General features: G+C 56.4%; 16 protein-coding genes and 1 pseudogene. 5 read left to right on the plus strand and 12 right to left on the minus strand.

What is annotated here, in order from left to right; translation table 11 throughout:
* Window positions 1-182: 182 nt before the first annotated feature.
* Window positions 183-2,177, plus strand: a pseudogene (gene pdeR, locus ET34_RS21140) (cyclic di-GMP phosphodiesterase).
* On the opposite strand, the gene ET34_RS0118695 reads toward pdeR, so the two are convergent.
* Window positions 2,174-3,043: a crotonase/enoyl-CoA hydratase family protein gene (locus ET34_RS0118695; protein WP_031524605.1), complete on the minus strand. Its 870-nt coding sequence runs from the start codon at window positions 3,041-3,043 to the stop codon at window positions 2,174-2,176. The pseudogene pdeR and the gene ET34_RS0118695 overlap by 4 nt on opposite strands.
* Before the next feature lie 196 nt (window positions 3,044-3,239).
* Between ET34_RS0118695 and yciZ the strand changes: the two genes are divergently transcribed.
* The 3 genes from yciZ to osmB all read left to right on the plus strand — a co-directional run bounded on the left by yciZ (window position 3,240) and on the right by osmB (window position 4,739).
* Window positions 3,240-3,425: a protein YciZ/DeoL gene (yciZ, locus tag ET34_RS0118700; protein WP_031524606.1), complete on the plus strand. Its 186-nt coding sequence runs from the start codon at window positions 3,240-3,242 to the stop codon at window positions 3,423-3,425.
* A gap of 80 nt (window positions 3,426-3,505) precedes the next feature.
* Entirely contained in the window at window positions 3,506-4,264 is a 759-nt protein-coding gene (gene yciT, locus ET34_RS0118705; RefSeq protein ID WP_031524607.1) for a DNA-binding transcriptional regulator YciT, read from the plus strand.
* A gap of 259 nt (window positions 4,265-4,523) precedes the next feature.
* Window positions 4,524-4,739, plus strand: coding sequence for an osmotically-inducible lipoprotein OsmB (osmB, locus tag ET34_RS0118710; protein WP_031524608.1), 216 nt, complete (start codon window positions 4,524-4,526; stop codon window positions 4,737-4,739).
* Window positions 4,740-4,869: 130 nt separating this feature from the next.
* Here osmB and yciH read toward each other — a convergent pair whose 3' ends face one another.
* The 5 genes from yciH to pgpB all read right to left on the minus strand — a co-directional run bounded on the left by yciH (window position 4,870) and on the right by pgpB (window position 8,522).
* Window positions 4,870-5,196, minus strand: a complete 327-nt coding sequence (gene yciH / locus ET34_RS0118715; RefSeq protein ID WP_031524609.1) for a stress response translation initiation inhibitor YciH — start codon at window positions 5,194-5,196, stop codon at window positions 4,870-4,872.
* Window positions 5,196-5,933: an orotidine-5'-phosphate decarboxylase gene (gene pyrF / locus ET34_RS0118720; protein ID WP_031524611.1), complete on the minus strand. Its 738-nt coding sequence runs from the start codon at window positions 5,931-5,933 to the stop codon at window positions 5,196-5,198. The genes yciH and pyrF overlap by 1 nt, the downstream gene beginning before the upstream one ends.
* A 191-nt stretch (window positions 5,934-6,124) precedes the next feature.
* A complete protein-coding gene (gene lapB / locus ET34_RS0118725) occupies window positions 6,125-7,294 on the minus strand; it encodes a lipopolysaccharide assembly protein LapB (protein WP_031524613.1) in 1,170 nt (389 codons plus the stop codon).
* Between the two features lie 6 nt (window positions 7,295-7,300).
* A complete protein-coding gene (locus ET34_RS0118730) occupies window positions 7,301-7,609 on the minus strand; it encodes a LapA family protein (protein WP_031524614.1) in 309 nt (102 codons plus the stop codon).
* Between the two features lie 145 nt (window positions 7,610-7,754).
* Window positions 7,755-8,522 carry a phosphatidylglycerophosphatase B gene (pgpB, locus tag ET34_RS0118735; protein WP_031524616.1) on the minus strand — a complete coding sequence of 256 codons (768 nt, stop codon included), beginning with the start codon at window positions 8,520-8,522 and terminating at the stop codon, window positions 7,755-7,757.
* A 200-nt stretch (window positions 8,523-8,722) separates the two neighbouring features.
* Between pgpB and ribA the strand changes: the two genes are divergently transcribed.
* Window positions 8,723-9,313, plus strand: coding sequence for a GTP cyclohydrolase II (gene ribA / locus ET34_RS0118740; RefSeq protein ID WP_031524617.1), 591 nt, complete (start codon window positions 8,723-8,725; stop codon window positions 9,311-9,313).
* 55 nt (window positions 9,314-9,368) lie between these two features.
* Here the strand turns inward: ribA and acnA are convergent, their stop codons facing one another.
* From acnA to ET34_RS0118760, 6 genes are all read right to left on the minus strand, one after another.
* Complete coding sequence (acnA, locus tag ET34_RS0118745) at window positions 9,369-12,041, minus strand: aconitate hydratase AcnA (protein WP_031524619.1); 2,673 nt, start codon at window positions 12,039-12,041, stop codon at window positions 9,369-9,371.
* 182 nt (window positions 12,042-12,223) lie between these two features.
* Complete coding sequence (gene ymiC, locus ET34_RS23140; protein ID WP_313795553.1) at window positions 12,224-12,322, minus strand: small membrane protein YmiC; 99 nt, start codon at window positions 12,320-12,322, stop codon at window positions 12,224-12,226.
* Window positions 12,323-12,473: 151 nt separating this feature from the next.
* On the minus strand, window positions 12,474-12,644 hold the full coding sequence (locus tag ET34_RS22805) for a hypothetical protein (RefSeq protein ID WP_169738135.1): 171 nt from the start codon (window positions 12,642-12,644) through the stop codon (window positions 12,474-12,476).
* A gap of 2 nt (window positions 12,645-12,646) precedes the next feature.
* On the minus strand, window positions 12,647-12,775 hold the full coding sequence (locus ET34_RS22165; protein WP_072002068.1) for a YmiA family putative membrane protein: 129 nt from the start codon (window positions 12,773-12,775) through the stop codon (window positions 12,647-12,649).
* A 346-nt stretch (window positions 12,776-13,121) separates the two neighbouring features.
* Window positions 13,122-14,096, minus strand: coding sequence for an HTH-type transcriptional regulator CysB (gene cysB, locus ET34_RS0118755; RefSeq protein WP_031524621.1), 975 nt, complete (start codon window positions 14,094-14,096; stop codon window positions 13,122-13,124).
* A gap of 183 nt (window positions 14,097-14,279) precedes the next feature.
* Window positions 14,280-14,914, minus strand: a 635-nt coding sequence (locus tag ET34_RS0118760; protein ID WP_031524622.1) for a topoisomerase DNA-binding C4 zinc finger domain-containing protein, incomplete at its 5' end; no start/stop codon positions are given.

The following is a 14,914-nucleotide window of genomic DNA, read 5'->3' on the forward strand; positions in this document are numbered from 1 at the left end:
ACAATGAAACTAACGGCAACGATAACGTTAACGGGAATGATTCATTATTTATCCAGAGGATAAATGATCTTACCGTGCCTGGGTTTCAGGTAACGCGCCGGAAGATGACGTCATCTGCAGTATGACTGCCCGTTACGGGTCATCAGACGCTTTGCGCGTGCGTGGTGTTTTCGGGAGATGGCATGAAAGAGTATCTGGAGCACAACCTGCTTTATCGTTACCTCGGGACCAGCAGTCCCTACTGGCGCTTGCTTTCTGACAGCAATGCGCTGCAGCTTTCCGCCTCCGAAGGCGCTGATACCCGCCACGCCGTGGCACTTACCGATGACCAGGCCGGGCAAATTCGCGCCATGACCGTCATCACCTCCAGCGTTACGCTCTCCCTTTCGCTGTTTGGCGAGGAAGCCCCTGTTCACCTTGTAGGACGCAAGGTCTCACGCCGGGAATGGGCCGGTTCCGCTTCCGCCTGGAACGACACCTCGTCGGTAGCGCGCGATCTGGTTCAGGGACTCTCTTTTGCCGAACAGGTGGTGTCGGAAGCCAACTCGGTGATCGTCATTCTTGACCGCCTCGGCAACATTCAACGCTTTAACCGACTGAGCGAAGAGTACACCGGCATGAAAGAGCATGAGGTGATTGGGCAGAACGTGTTCAAGCTGTTCATGACCCGCAGCGAGGCCGCCGCGTCTAAGCGCAATATTTCCGGTTTTTTCCGCAACGGCAGCTCTTACGAAGTGGAGCGCTGGGTAAAAACCCGCAAGGGGCAGCGGCTGTTCCTGTTCCGCAATAAGTTCGTGCACAGCGGCAGCGGCAAAAACGAAATTTATCTCATCTGCTCCGGGACCGACATCACCGAGGAGCGGCGTGCCCAGGAACGGCTGCGGGTGCTGGCTAATACCGATACCATCACCGCCCTGCCGAACCGCAACGCGGTTTATGAGCTGATCAGCGATGCCATCGCCCACCGTGCCGACGACAGCCAGGTGGGTATTGTCTATCTCGATCTCGACAACTTCAAAAAGGTGAACGATGCCTACGGGCATATGTTTGGCGATCAGCTGCTGCAGGCGGTGTCGCTGGCGATACTGAGCTGTCTGGATGAGGGCTAGGTACTGGCGCGTCTCGGCGGGGATGAGTTTATCGTGCTGGCAACGGACACCTCGCAGAGCGCGCTGGAGGCGATGTCGTCGCGCATTCTCACGCGGCTCCGTCAGCCGTTCCGCATTGGGCTTATCGAGGTCTATACCGGCTGCTCGGTCGGTATCTCCCTCGCCCCGCAACACGGGGTGGATCGCGAGAGCCTGATCCGCAACGCCGATACCGCGATGTATACCGCGAAAGAGAGCGGACGCGGCAAGTTCTGCGTCTTCTCACCCGAGATGAACCAGCGGGTGTTTGAGTACCTGTGGCTCGATACCAACCTGCGTAAAGCGCTGGAAAAGGATCAGCTGATCATTCACTACCAGCCGAAAGTTACCCGGAGCGGGGAAGTCCGCAGCCTGGAAGCGCTGGTGCGCTGGCAGTCACCGGAGCGCGGTCTGATCCCGCCGCTCGATTTCATCTCTTATGCTGAGGAGTCCGGCCTCATCGTGCCACTCGGGCGCTGGGTGATGCTTGATGTGATGCAGCAGGTGGCGAAGTGGCGGGAAAAAAGCATCAATCTGCGGGTTGCGGTGAACGTTTCCGCGCGCCAGCTGGCAGATCAGACGATCTTCAGCGATCTGAAACAGGCGCTGCGCGATCTCAATTTTGAATACTGTCCGATAGACGTAGAGCTGACCGAAAGCTGTCTGATTGAAAACGAGGAGCTTGCCCTGTCGGTGATCCAGCAGTTCAGCGCGCTGGGCGCCCAGGTGCATCTGGATGACTTTGGCACCGGGTATTCCTCGCTGTCGCAGCTGGCGCGTTTCCCGCTTGATGCCATCAAGCTCGATCAAAGTTTTGTGCGCGATGTTCACAAGCAGTCCGTCTCCCAGTCGCTGGTGCGCGCTATCGTGGCGGTGGCGCAGGCGCTGAATCTGCAGGTGATTGCGGAAGGCGTGGAGAACACCAAAGAAGACGCCTTTCTTACCAAGAACGGCGTCAATGAACGGCAGGGTTACCTGTTTGCTAAACCCATGCCCGCTGCCGCATTCGAGCAATGGTATCAACGTTATCTGGCACGCACGGCGCGCTAGCTGACTTTACGCAGGGCCGTCGCGGTATGACGGTTCTGCAACTGCACCAGGCGTTCCATATAGGCGATATCCTTCTCTTCGATGTTGAACGCCGCATCCACCCAGTCTTCCGTGATCTCCATCAGCTCGGCGCGCGGCAGGCGTAGCACCCGCTGACGCGCCCGCAGCATCGCCTTCACGCCGTTCAGTTTCGGACGCAGCGTGTCGATGAATGTGCGGGTCGCCACGTAGCTCTGCCTTGGCTCGAACAGCAGATCCACCAGCCCCTGCTGTTCATGCCACTCGGCGGTATGCGACTCGCCTTTGTAGATCAGCGCTTCCGCGAGTTTCATACCGGCACGACGCGCGACTAACGAATAGCCGCCCATACCGGGAAACAGGTTGAAGGCAATTTCCGGGAATCCCATGCGGGCATCGCGCTGCGCCAGTACGAAGTGGTGCGCCAGCGCCGCCTCGAAGCCACCGCCGAGCGCACTGCCCTCCACCATCGCCAGGCTGATGGCACCGGTATCGAAACCGCGCGAGGCGGCGTGTACGCAATCGACGCAGGCGCGAGCATAGGCCCGCAGCGCTTCGCGTCGCCCGCTACGGATACAGTCGACAAAGAATTCCAGATCGCCGCCGGTGTTATACAGACCGGGAACCAGCGAACCGGTGACCCAGAAATCGACCTCATAGCCCGACTGCTGCACCAGATAGCCAAGGTTCATGATCTCTTCAATCAGCACGTGATTGAAGCAGGGTCGCGGTTTTGCGCTCAGCATCATCCAGATGGTGCGCCGCTCCTGCTCATAGAAACCGGAGAGCTGGGTAAAGCGCGCGCTGTCGGTGAAGATTTTGCAGGTGGGTTGATGTAAGACTGTCATGGTCATGTCCTCTGTTGGTGAAAATGCGCATAATGCGCACACTCAGCCTACTCCACCGTCAGCAAACCGGGATCGATACCGTGTCGCGCTGGTCAAAGGTAACTATCTGATGCGATAACGACTTTACGACGCGTAACTGCTTCTCTTTTGACGCCGTTTTTAGCATGATAAAGCACTACTCGTTTAAGGGGGTTTTATGCCGATAGTGGATACCAAAAATCTGGCGCAGCGTATCGATACGGTTCTCGATATTCTGGTTGCGGGCGACTACCACTCCGCCATCAACAATCTGGAAATCCTGAAAGCGGAGCTGATTGCGCTGGAGCAGCGTGAAGACAGCAATACCCAGCCGGGTGCGGTAAAGGCGCCGTGGGAGATCTGAACACCGCCGTACGCGCAGCCATGCGCTGCGCTCCCTGTCCTCAACTTTGGCGACGCCATGTCGCATAACCCAGACCGAAGATGAATTCCCGACAACAGACAATTTTACAGATGGTCATCGACCAGGGCCGCGTCAGCGTCGCCGAGCTTGCCAGAACGACGGGCGTGTCCGAAGTCACTATCCGTCAGGATCTTAATCTGCTGGAGCGACAGAGCTATCTGCGCCGCGCGCACGGCTACGCCGTACCGGTAGACAGCGACGATGTGGAAGCGCGCATGATGAGCAACTTCCCGCTGAAACGTCGCCTGGCGATGGCCGCCGCCGGGCTGGTGCAGGATGGCGAAACGGTATTTATTGAAAACGGCAGCAGTAACGCCCTGCTGGCGCGCGAGCTGGCAGAGCACAAGCGGGTTACCATTATCACCGTCAGTAGCTACATCGCGCATCTGCTGAAAGAGACGGAGTGCGAAGTGATCCTGCTGGGGGGCATTTACCAGAAGAAAAGCGAGAGCATGGTCGGCCCGCTGACGCGTCAGTTTATTGGTCAGGTCCACTTCAGCAAAGCGTTTATCGGCATCGATGGCTGGCTACCGGGCACCGGCTTTACCGGGCGCGATATGATGCGCAGCGATGTGGTTAGCGCCGTGCTTGATAAAGAGTGCGAAGCGATTGTACTGAGTGACAGTTCCAAGTTTGGCGTGCTGCACCCCTACACGCTGGGCACGATAAACAAGTTCAGCCGTATCATTACCGATGACGGTCTGGATGGCGATATTCGCGCCGCGCTTGAGCGCGACGGTTTGACGGTGGATACCGTACCGCGTACTACCCCTGCCTGAATCCGGCTCCGCTACGGCGGAGCTGCTGATCTATAAGAGCTTTCCTACGCCTGAATTAAGATAATTTACCTGGCGCAACAACGTGAAAAACATAAAAATTGTTCTTAACGATATCACAGAAAGTAACTATCACTCGCGTGACCAGTTAATGTTGATTTTCGCGACATCGTTTCACGGATTGGCGCTTTAAGCGTTGTGATTGCCACTATACTTAGAGAGTAACTTCCTTCCGTGAATCAATAATTCAGGAGAAAGTATTATGTCATTAAACACAAAAAAAATTGCGTCTGCGGTACTGGCGATCACTCTGGCGATGTCCGTGAGTGCATGTTCTAACTGGTCCAAACGTGACCGTAACACCGCAATCGGCGCAGGTGCCGGTGCTATCGGTGGTTCGGTGCTGACGGATGGTAGCGCGCTGGGTACCCTGGGCGGTGCAGCAGTCGGGGGTATTATCGGTCATCAGGTTGACTGATAACGCACACCTGCAAAAGCGTAATGCTTTGACCTAATCACTGAACGTTGCGAATTACAGGTCTGGCTTGAATGCCACGCTATAAAAAAAGGCCACGGTTTCCGTGGCCTTTCTCTTTTCTGCAAACGCATCAGCCGCCGGCCAGTTTGACCTTCATGCCGCGCGCTTCCAGAAGATTTTTGATCAGGTCGCGCTTATCGCCCTGAATTTCAATCACGCCCTCTTTCACCGACCCGCCGCAGCCGCATTTTTTCTTCAGCTCCGCCGCAATAGCAGCAAGCGTTGCGTCATCGGCGTCGATACCGGTGATCAGGCAGACGCCTTTACCTTTACGTCCGCTGGTCTGGCGCTGAATGCGCACGATGCCATCGCCTTTCGGGCGCTCCGGTGCAGCCTTCGGTTCGTCAATGCGGCCCGTTTCGGTCGAATAGACCAGGCGGCTGTTATCGTCTTTCATTATGCCTCCTGCTTGAGCGATGCCAGAATATCGCGTAGTGCCTGCGCCGGATCGGCGGCCTGGGTAATCGGACGGCCAATCACCATGTAATCCACGCCGGCACGTTGAGCATCCGGCGGCGTCATGATACGGCGCTGGTCCCCGGCTTCACTGCCCGCCGGACGAATACCCGGCGTCACCAGCTTAAATGCCTGCCCGAGTTCCGCTTTGAAGCGCACCGCCTCCTGGGCAGAGCACACTACTCCGTCCAGCCCACACAGCTGGGTTAAGCGCGCCAGACGTTCGGCGTGCTCCGCGGGCGATGCGGTAATACCGATATCCGCCAGGTCGCTGGCTTCCATGCTGGTCAATACCGTTACGGCAATCAGCAGCGGAGCCTCTTTTCCGAAAGGCACCAGCGCTTCACGGGCGGCACTCATCATGCGCGCCCCGCCGCTGGCATGCACGTTTACCATCCACACGCCAAGATCTGCCGCCGCCGCCACCGCGTGCGCTGCGGTATTAGGAATATCGTGGAACTTCAGGTCGAGAAACAGCTCAAAGCCGCGCTGATGCAGATCGCGAACCAGCTGCGGGCCAAACAGGGTAAACATCTCTTTGCCGATTTTCAGCCGGCAGTCGCGCGGGTCGATACGGTCAACAAACGCCAGGGCGCTGTCGCGATTAGCGTAATCCAGGGCCACCACCACGGGTGAGTCGGTGACAGAACGCAAAGTGGAGGATTCAGTTAATTTCATGACCGGACCTTCTGAGAGAGCACCTGACGCGGCGCGGATGGATAAACGGCATGCATTCTACCTGCCGCCCCGAAAAATTTACAGGCGCGATTTCCCCTGCCTGACGATGGCGACACTGTTGCTGAGGCTAAGTAATGATACACAATTAGTATGTTGTAACTAATGTGGATGTAAAAAAAACGGGCAGTGCCTTACTGCCCGTCCAGCCCACGAATGGGTTTGATAGAGGACCATGCCCGACACGACGGACAGTGCCAGTACAGCGTGAATGCCGTGAAGCCGCACTTCTGGCAGCGATAGCGCGGTTTGGTGCGCACCTGTTCGCCCACCATGTCGCGCAGCACCATCAGGCTCTCTTTGGCACGCCCCTCTTCCGCATCGTGAAGGTGATAGTCCATCAGGCGATGGAATACGCGCATGGTCGGGTGGCGCTGAAGTTGGCGCGTGATATAGACCTGCGCCGTCTCTGAGCCTTCGCGCTGCTCCATCACCTCGGCCAGCATCAGCTCGGCGGTAGCGCCGGTATTCTCTTCCACGCAGCGCTTGAGGAATTCTGCCCATTCCTGTGGTTTGCCGAGTTGCTGATAGCACACCTGCAGCATCTCCAGCGTTTCACTCACCAGCTCGCGGTCCTGCTCAATGACGCGCTCCAGGCTTTCCACCGCTTTCGCATAGTCGCCTTTGGCGATATAGATCCGCCCCATCATGATGGAGATACGGGCGCTGTTGCGATCCGCCGCAGCCCCCTTTTTGAGGAGTGACATGGCTTTATCCATGTCATCGCTGCCCATCATCTGCAGGGCCAGCTCGCAGTAAAAGTGCGAAATTTCCAGCCGCTGCTGGTCCTTGCCGAGTTTGACCAGCCGTTCCGCGGTGTCGATGGCTTTCTGCCAGTCACTGGTGGCCTGGTAAATCTGCAGCAGCTGTTGCAGCGCGCTGACGCGAAAGTCAGTTTCGTCGACCAGCTGCCCAAACATATCTTCGGCGCGGTCATACATCCCGGCTGCCATGTAATCGCGGCCGAGCTGCTGCACCGCCAGCAGGCGCTGGTCGTAGGTAAGCGAGGCGCTCTCCATCAACGACTGGTGAATGCGGATGGCGCGGTCCACTTCGCCACGCGAACGGAACAGGTTGCCGAGGGTAAGATGCGCCTCAACGGTACCGGTGTCCTCTTTAAGCATGTCCAGGAACAGGTCGACCGCTTTATCCTGCTGGTTACTCAACAGGAAGTTGACCCCGGCGACGTAGTCGCGCGAAAGACGGCTGGCTTCCTGCTGCTTATCCTGTTGTGCACTTCTGCGCCCCATGTACCAGCCATAGGCGGCCGCAACCGGCAGCAGCAGAAACAGCAACTCCAGCATCAGTAATTATTCCCGAACCGCAGGGGCAGACGACACCGGCGCGGTTTGCGTGGCCGATGCCAGTTGCTGCTCAAGGCGTTTGATTTTACGCTGCGCGCGCGCCAGCTGAACGCGACCGCGCAGCCAGAACAGCCCGCAAATCAGCCAGCCGATGATGAACCCGGCGGCAAACAGTAGCGCCAGCAGCGTTGAAATGCGGTATTCACCCTGGGCGAGCAGGAAGTTGAAGGTCACCTGCTGGTCATTTTGCGCACCCAGCGTGACGGAGATAACGAAGATCGCTAATACCAGTAAAAAAATAAGTAAATATTTCACATGACGTCCCGTATGTGGTCTGAGCGAAGAGATGTAATCCGACCTGAAGCCCACCACATAAATTAACATTTTCAGCCGCGGCGCGAAATCGGAAAAGCGCCGCGGCATCGGTATTTAGTGAGGGCGCGATTAAAAAAATCAACCCTTAGTGCGTTTCCTGGTCACGTTCAGCAATTTCTCGCTGCTCCTGGACCGGCGGCGTCAGCGGGCCGCATAAACGCTGGGCAATCCAGGTTGCCAGCGTCACCAGCAGCCAGGAGATAAGCGTAGCTACGACCAGATCCCGCGGCCAGTGCATACCGAGCAGCATGCGGCTGCTCATCACCCCGGTCGCCCACACCAGCAATACCGCAAGGGTCACCACGCGGCGACGTGGCCACAGCAGGCCTACACCCAGCAGTGCCCAGCTGGCAGCAAACATAGTGTGCCCGGACGGGAAGGCAAAGCCGGTCTCTTTCTGCCAGTGTTTACGCAGCCAGCCGGGAATGTCTGTGTTGTCTTTGAGCTGCTCGTGCACCACCTGACCACGGGCTTTGCGATCGAGAGTGTAGAACTCACTGGCCGGCACACGATGGGTTTCTTCGAGCCAGACCACATACGGACGCGGCTCCTGCACCTGCTCTTTAATGAAGGATTTTGTGTATTGCCCAACCACGATCGCCGCGCCCAGAATCGCGAACAGCACGATGGCGGGTTTGAGGCGAAAGCGTAAACACCAGAGAAACCAGGCAAACAGCAGCACGTGCGTAATTATCCCCCACGGGCGGGTAACGGTTTCTGTTATCCAGTACATCAACTTCAGCCAGTCCGGATGTCCGGTTGGGTGCCAGTGCCATCCGGAAAACCAGACGATAAGAGGAATAATAATCAGTGCGCCTGCCCCGATGGCGGTCCGTTTCGCGATATCCAGCATGTTTGCTCCTGTTTTCAATACCTTTCAAGCATAACCGAAAACCGCGCTGGCAGCAGAGCCCTGACCGATTAGTGCGCTTAAAAACGTGCAGCCAGGGCTTCAGGTAGGCGAAGATGGCGCGAATGTGGCAAAATACCCAGTAATGAAAACGCCTTACGGCGAAAGAGGCATTGTTGAATGCCAGAATGTCGGAGAATCACATGCAGCTTAAACGTGTGGCAGAAGCCAAACTGCCAACCCCCTGGGGCGACTTCCTGATGGTCGGGTTTGAAGAAGTGGCAACCGGACAGGACCATGTGGCCCTGGTGTTCGGTGATATTACCGGCAGCGATGCGGTGCTGGCGCGAGTGCACTCCGAATGCCTGACCGGCGACGCGCTGTTCAGTCTGCGCTGCGACTGCGGCTTCCAGCTGGAAGCGGCGCTGTCCCACATCGCCGAGGAGGGTCGCGGTATCCTGCTCTACCATCGTCAGGAAGGTCGTAACATTGGTCTGCTGAATAAAATCCGCGCCTATGCGCTGCAGGATCAGGGCTACGATACGGTAGAAGCCAATCATCAGCTGGGCTTTGCCGCTGACGAGCGCGACTTCACCCTGTGCGCCGATATGTTCAAGCTGCTGGGTGTGGATGCGGTCCGTCTGCTGACCAACAACCCACGTAAGGTTGAGATCCTCACCGAAGCCGGAATCAACATCGTTGAGCGCGTTCCGCTGATCGTGGGTCGCAATCCGGAGAACGAACATTACCTGGATACCAAAGCAGAAAAGATGGGCCACCTGCTGGGTAAGTGACGTTGTCACGAGTCACTGCCAAAATTAAGGCCTGCGTTGCAGGCCTTTTTCATATCTACAGCATGTTGCGGATCACATAGTGCAGGATGCCGTCGTTACGGTAATAGGTCAGTTCATTACCGGTATCGATGCGGCAGCGGCACTCCACCACTTCCGTGCTGCCGTCAGGCCGCGTCAGGGTAACGGGCACCGTGGCACCCGGCGTGATGCTCTGCAAGCCGGCAATATCTATCCGTTCTTCCCCGGTCAGCTGCAGCGTTTTACGCGTTACGCCCTCCGGGAATTCCAGCGGCAGAATGCCCATCCCGATGAGGTTTGAGCGGTGAATACGCTCGAAAGATTCAGCGATCACCACCCGCACGCCAAGCAGACGCGGGCCTTTAGCTGCCCAGTCGCGGCTGGAGCCGGAACCGTACTCTTTCCCGGCAATCACCGCTAACGGCAGCCCATCTTCCTTATAGCGCATCGCCGCGTCGTAAATCGACATCACTTCATCACCCGGCAGCAGACGTGTCATGCCCCCTTCCACACCCGGCACCATCTCATTGCGGATACGGATGTTGGCGAAAGTGCCGCGCATCATCACCTCGTGGTTACCACGACGCGAACCGTAGGAGTTGAAATCGTTACGCTCCACGCCGTGACTCTGGAGATAGCGTCCTGCCGGGCTGTCGGCTTTGATGCTCCCCGCCGGGGAGATATGGTCAGTGGTCACCGAGTCGCCGAGCATTGCCAGAACCCGCGCGCCTTGAATATCTTCCAGCGGCTTCGGCTCGTGCAGCATATCGTCAAAGAACGGCGACAGGCGGATGTAGGTCGAGTCGTCCTGCCAGCCGTAGGTGTCCGAACTTTCGACTTCAATCGATTTCCACTCGTCGGTGCCTTCGAACACTTCCGCGTACTCTTTGCGGAACATGTCGGTAGACACCTGCTCCACCGCGCGGGCAATCTCCTGGCTCGACGGCCAGATATCTTTCAGGTAAACCGGATCGCCTTTACGATCGTGGCCCAGCGGATCGGTTGCCAGATTAAGATTCATGTTGCCCGCCAGTGCATAGGCGACGACCAGCGGCGGCGAGGCCAGCCAGTTGGTTTTCACCAGCGGATGGATACGCCCTTCAAAGTTACGGTTCCCGGACAGCACCGCGCCGACGGTAAGATCGCCCTGGCGGATCGCCTGCTCGATGGGCTCCGGCAGCGGGCCGGAGTTACCGATACAGGTAGTACAGCCGTAGCCGACCAGGTTGAATCCCAGCTCATCGAGATACGGCGTCAGCTTCGCCTGGGCCAGATAATCGGACACCACCTTAGAGCCCGGCGCCAGCGAGGCTTTCACCCACGGCTGGCGTTTCAGCCCCAGCGTCACCGCTTTTTTCGCCAGCAGCCCTGCGGCCATCAGCACGCTCGGGTTCGAAGTGTTAGTGCAAGAGGTGATCGCCGCGATGACCACCGCGCCGTCGGGCAGCTGGTTCTGCTCGCCCCGGAAGGTGTAATCCACCGGATGACGCGTTTTTTGCGCCGTGTTGATCTCCAGCTCGGTACTGGCGGCAAATGCCTTCGGTACCTCGCCCAGCGGGACGCGATCCTGAGGCCGTTTGGGGCCGGCAAGGCTGGCTTCCACATCATCCATACGCAGTTCAAGCGTGCTGGTAAAGACCGGTTCGTCGCCAGGGTTGCGCCACATGCCCTGGGCTTTGGCATAGGCTTCAACCAGCGCGACCTGCTCGTCGCTGCGCCCGCTCAGGCGCATATAGTCGAGGGTAACGGCGTCAATCGGGAAGAAGCCGCAGGTAGCGCCATATTCCGGGGCCATGTTAGCAATGGTGGCACGGTCGGCCAGCGGCAGTGTATCCAGCCCGTCGCCGTAAAACTCCACGAATTTGCCCACCACACCGTGCTTGCGCAGCATCTGGGTCACCGTGAGCACCAGATCGGTAGCGGTAATGCCTTCGCGCAGTTTACCGGTGAGCTTAAAGCCCACCACGTCCGGGATCAGCATCGATACCGGCTGGCCGAGCATCGCCGCTTCGGCTTCGATACCGCCAACGCCCCAGCCGAGCACGCCAAGCCCGTTGATCATTGTGGTGTGGGAGTCGGTACCGACCAGGGTGTCGGGGTACGCAACCATTGCGCCATCCTGCATCTCACTCCATACCGCTTTACCGAGATACTCCAGATTCACCTGGTGGCAAATGCCGGTGCCGGGCGGTACAACGCTAAAACGGCTGAAGGCCTGTTGACCCCAGCGCAGAAACGCGTAGCGCTCGTGGTTACGTTCCATTTCGAGACGCACGTTCTCTTCAAAGGCATCATCATCACCGAAGTGGTCAACGGTCACGGAGTGGTCGATGACCAGATCGACCGGCGACAGCGGATTCACTTTAGCAACATCGCCGCCGAGGCGTTTGACCGCTTCGCGCATCGCGGCCAGATCCACTACGGCAGGTACACCGGTAAAATCCTGCATCAGCACGCGTGCCGGACGGTAGGCAATCTCGCGATCGGCGTGGGCCGTTTTCAGCCACCCCGCCAGCGCGTGGATATCTTCGGCGGTAACGGTGTTTTCATCCTGCCAGCGCAGCAGGTTTTCGAGTAAAACTTTTAGCGACTTGGGTAAGCGCGCAATATCCCCAAGTTCTTTAGCGGCCAGCGGCAGGCTGTAATAGTGGTAGGTTTTATCAAGCGCCTGCAGTGTATCCTTACTGGCTTCGCGTAACGTCGACGACATAGCTCCTCCTTCATGAAAGGGATTGCGATACCCTGACGACCATCAGGGTTAGTATTAAAGATAACACAAACATGTCGTAACGTTTTGATAACAACCCGAAATGATAAATGCGGCCGTCAGACGGTAAAAACAAAAACGCCCGGCATCAGCCAGGCGTTATTTTTAGATCCAAACAGGACGTGTTAGCGCAGTATCACCCACAGGAGCTGAGCCCAGACCAGTGAGGAGACGGCGAAGGCCCCAAACCAGGACCAGTATTTGACACTGATAACGTTATTCATAGTTCACACCGCAAATAAGAATCATTCATATAAACTGAAGAGTTATTCAGTTCTGAGTATGCTGTCTGTAATTATCGACTAGTACAAAACGTCGTTTTTAAATTAAAAGTGTTAATGACTTTAAGAAACTATTGTAATGACGTTGCTGCCATTATTGTTTTTTGTGATCTGGTTCCGCAAACAGCTCAATAAAAGCTTGTTGCTGAGCTGAGAGCTTCCAGGAGGCCGGAATCACAACAGATTCAGCACTTTCAGACTTTTCTTGTGCTTCACGCGGCTGACACATTTCGCGTGCGCAGTAGTGACGTTGCTGAACACTCATGCTCAGCCCCAGAAATTCCAGACCAGCAGCGCCACACCAGCCCAGAACAGGGCTGAAAGCAAAAACACCGCAATCCAGGCTTTGCGCTTCAGCGCATCATCCTTGTGCGGCTCTTCACTTCCTGTCGGCATTACTAACCTCGTGCAATCGGTATCACTAATCATATTCGCACCAATCAATTGGCAGAGCTAATCGTCTGTTGAGATAAATCTTAAAGATACTGTAGACGAAAATCCAGTGAATTTACGTTTGTTTATGGACTAAATATTTAATCTTTTGACCTGAAATAAATAATTGAAGTGAGAAATTTGCACAGCCGACAAATAGTTTCTACTTTTGTCGCACGCAGCGGTCCTTTAACCATCAATTACGCATGGCTTTTATTTGCAGGCTATTTACGTTAGGGGAAAAACTTCGCTTTGATATTTGATTTAGGGGCGCGGATAACGCCCCCTGAGAGGAAGTGGCGTGTCGGGATTATTTGGCGGGTAATTTAATATCTTTGAACATCGCTTCGATATCTTCATTCGAACGCAGGGCAACCGCAGTATCCACCACATCACGCGTCAAATGCGGCGCAAAGCGTTGAATAAAATCATACATATAGCTACGCAGGAAGGTGCTGCGACGGAAGCCAATTTTGGTGGTGCTGTGGCTGAAGATACCGTGCGCATCCAGACGAACCAGATCCGGGTCAGCAATTGGGTCAACTGCCATACTGGCAATCACCCCTACCCCCAGGCCGAGACGCACATAGGTTTTAATCACGTCGGCGTCGGTGGCGGTAAAGACGATGCGCGGTGTCAGGCCAGCGCGGTTAAACGCGGTGTCGAGCTCTGAGCGGCCGGTGAAACCGAAGGTATAGGTGACCAGCGGATACTGAGCCAGTTCATCGATGGTCACCGACTCTTTAGACGCCAGCGGATGCTCAGGTGTAACCACAATCGAGCGATTCCAGTGATAGCACGGCAGCATCACCAGATCGTCATACAGATGCAGCGCTTCAGTTGCGATAGCAAAGTCAGCGTTGCCCTTCGATACCGCTTCGGCAATCTGCGTTGGCGATCCCTGATGCATATGCAGCGAAACGCGTGGGTAGCGCTCGATGAACCCCTTAATCACCCCCGGAAGCGCATAGCGAGCCTGAGTGTGGGTGGTTGCCACATAAAGCGAGCCTTTATCAGGCCAGGTATGCTCCCCCGCCACGGATTTGATGGCATCGACTTTAGACAGCACCTCGCGGGCGATACGAATGATCTCCTGCCCCGCCGGCGTTACCTGCGTCAGGTGCTTCCCACTGCGCGCAAAAATCTGTACGCCCAGTTCATCCTCAAGCATACGCACCTGCTTACTGATCCCGGGCTGCGAGGTGTAGAGCCCCTCGGCGGTAGATGACACATTTAGGTTATGGTTAACCACTTCTACGATATAGCGAAGCTGTTGTAATTTCATGGCCTGTCCCGGATGAAAGCGGCGCGCATGCGCATGCTAAGACGATTTAATAATAAGAAAGGAGATTACTATAACCACTATATCATTTATAGCTTGTGTGTATAGCGGCGAGAAAAAAATAATAAGACGCATAAAAAAGGGCCGGATAACCGGCCCTTCTGGAACATTCACATGAGTGAAAGCTTATTTCTTACCTTCCACCCACTTGCCGTCGATGAAGAAGGCAGACCAGCCGGTCGCTTTGCCCTCTTTCTCAGCAGCCACATACTGCTGCTTCGTTTTACGGCTAAAACGTACCACCGTCTTGTTGCCTTCCGGATCCTGCTGTGGCGCATCGGCCAGATAGCGCAGTTTTTCCGGCAGACGATCGCGGAAGCGATACAGCTCTTCCACCAGCGGCGCGCGCGTTTCGCGTGATTTCGGGAAGGTATTGGCTGCGAGGAAGACCCCGGCGGCACCATCACGCAGCACGAAATAAGCATCCGACTTTTCACAGGGTAACTCCGGCAGCGGAACCGGATCTTCTTTCGGCGGCGCAACTTCACCATTACGCAGGATCTTACGCGTGTTTTTACAGTCGTCGTTGGTGCAGGCCATATACTTACCGAAGCGCCCCATTTTCAGGTGCATTTCGGAGCCGCACTTCTCACACTCGACTATCGGACCATCGTAACCCTTGATGCGGAACTCGCCCTCTTCGATCTCGTAGCCGTCACAGCCCGGGTTGTTACCGCAGACGTGCAGCTTACGCTTGGGATCGATAAGGTAGCTGTCCATCGCCGTGCCGCATTTCTGACAGCGGCGTTTGGCGCGCAGCG

Origin of the sequence: Siccibacter colletis (assembly GCF_000696575.1) — a bacterium.
GTDB classification, from domain to species: domain Bacteria; phylum Pseudomonadota; class Gammaproteobacteria; order Enterobacterales; family Enterobacteriaceae; genus Siccibacter; species Siccibacter colletis.

Coding starts and splice junctions, on each gene's coding strand:
- yciH (WP_031524609.1), bottom strand. CDS start 5,196: ATGAAAGACGATAACAGCCGCCTGGTCTATTCGACCGAAACGGGCCGC.
- ymiC (WP_313795553.1), bottom strand. CDS start 12,322: ATGAATAACGTTATCAGTGTCAAATACTGGTCCTGGTTTGGGGCCTTC.
- yciT (WP_031524607.1), top strand. CDS start 3,506: ATGAATTCCCGACAACAGACAATTTTACAGATGGTCATCGACCAGGGC.
- acnA (WP_031524619.1), bottom strand. CDS start 12,041: ATGTCGTCGACGTTACGCGAAGCCAGTAAGGATACACTGCAGGCGCTT.
- ET34_RS22165 (WP_072002068.1), bottom strand. CDS start 12,775: ATGCCGACAGGAAGTGAAGAGCCGCACAAGGATGATGCGCTGAAGCGC.
- yciZ (WP_031524606.1), top strand. CDS start 3,240: ATGCCGATAGTGGATACCAAAAATCTGGCGCAGCGTATCGATACGGTT.
- ET34_RS0118695 (WP_031524605.1), bottom strand. CDS start 3,043: ATGACAGTCTTACATCAACCCACCTGCAAAATCTTCACCGACAGCGCG.
- pyrF (WP_031524611.1), bottom strand. CDS start 5,933: ATGAAATTAACTGAATCCTCCACTTTGCGTTCTGTCACCGACTCACCC.
- ET34_RS22805 (WP_169738135.1), bottom strand. CDS start 12,644: ATGAGTGTTCAGCAACGTCACTACTGCGCACGCGAAATGTGTCAGCCG.
- ribA (WP_031524617.1), top strand. CDS start 8,723: ATGCAGCTTAAACGTGTGGCAGAAGCCAAACTGCCAACCCCCTGGGGC.
- pgpB (WP_031524616.1), bottom strand. CDS start 8,522: ATGCTGGATATCGCGAAACGGACCGCCATCGGGGCAGGCGCACTGATT.
- osmB (WP_031524608.1), top strand. CDS start 4,524: ATGTCATTAAACACAAAAAAAATTGCGTCTGCGGTACTGGCGATCACT.
- lapB (WP_031524613.1), bottom strand. CDS start 7,294: ATGCTGGAGTTGCTGTTTCTGCTGCTGCCGGTTGCGGCCGCCTATGGC.
- cysB (WP_031524621.1), bottom strand. CDS start 14,096: ATGAAATTACAACAGCTTCGCTATATCGTAGAAGTGGTTAACCATAAC.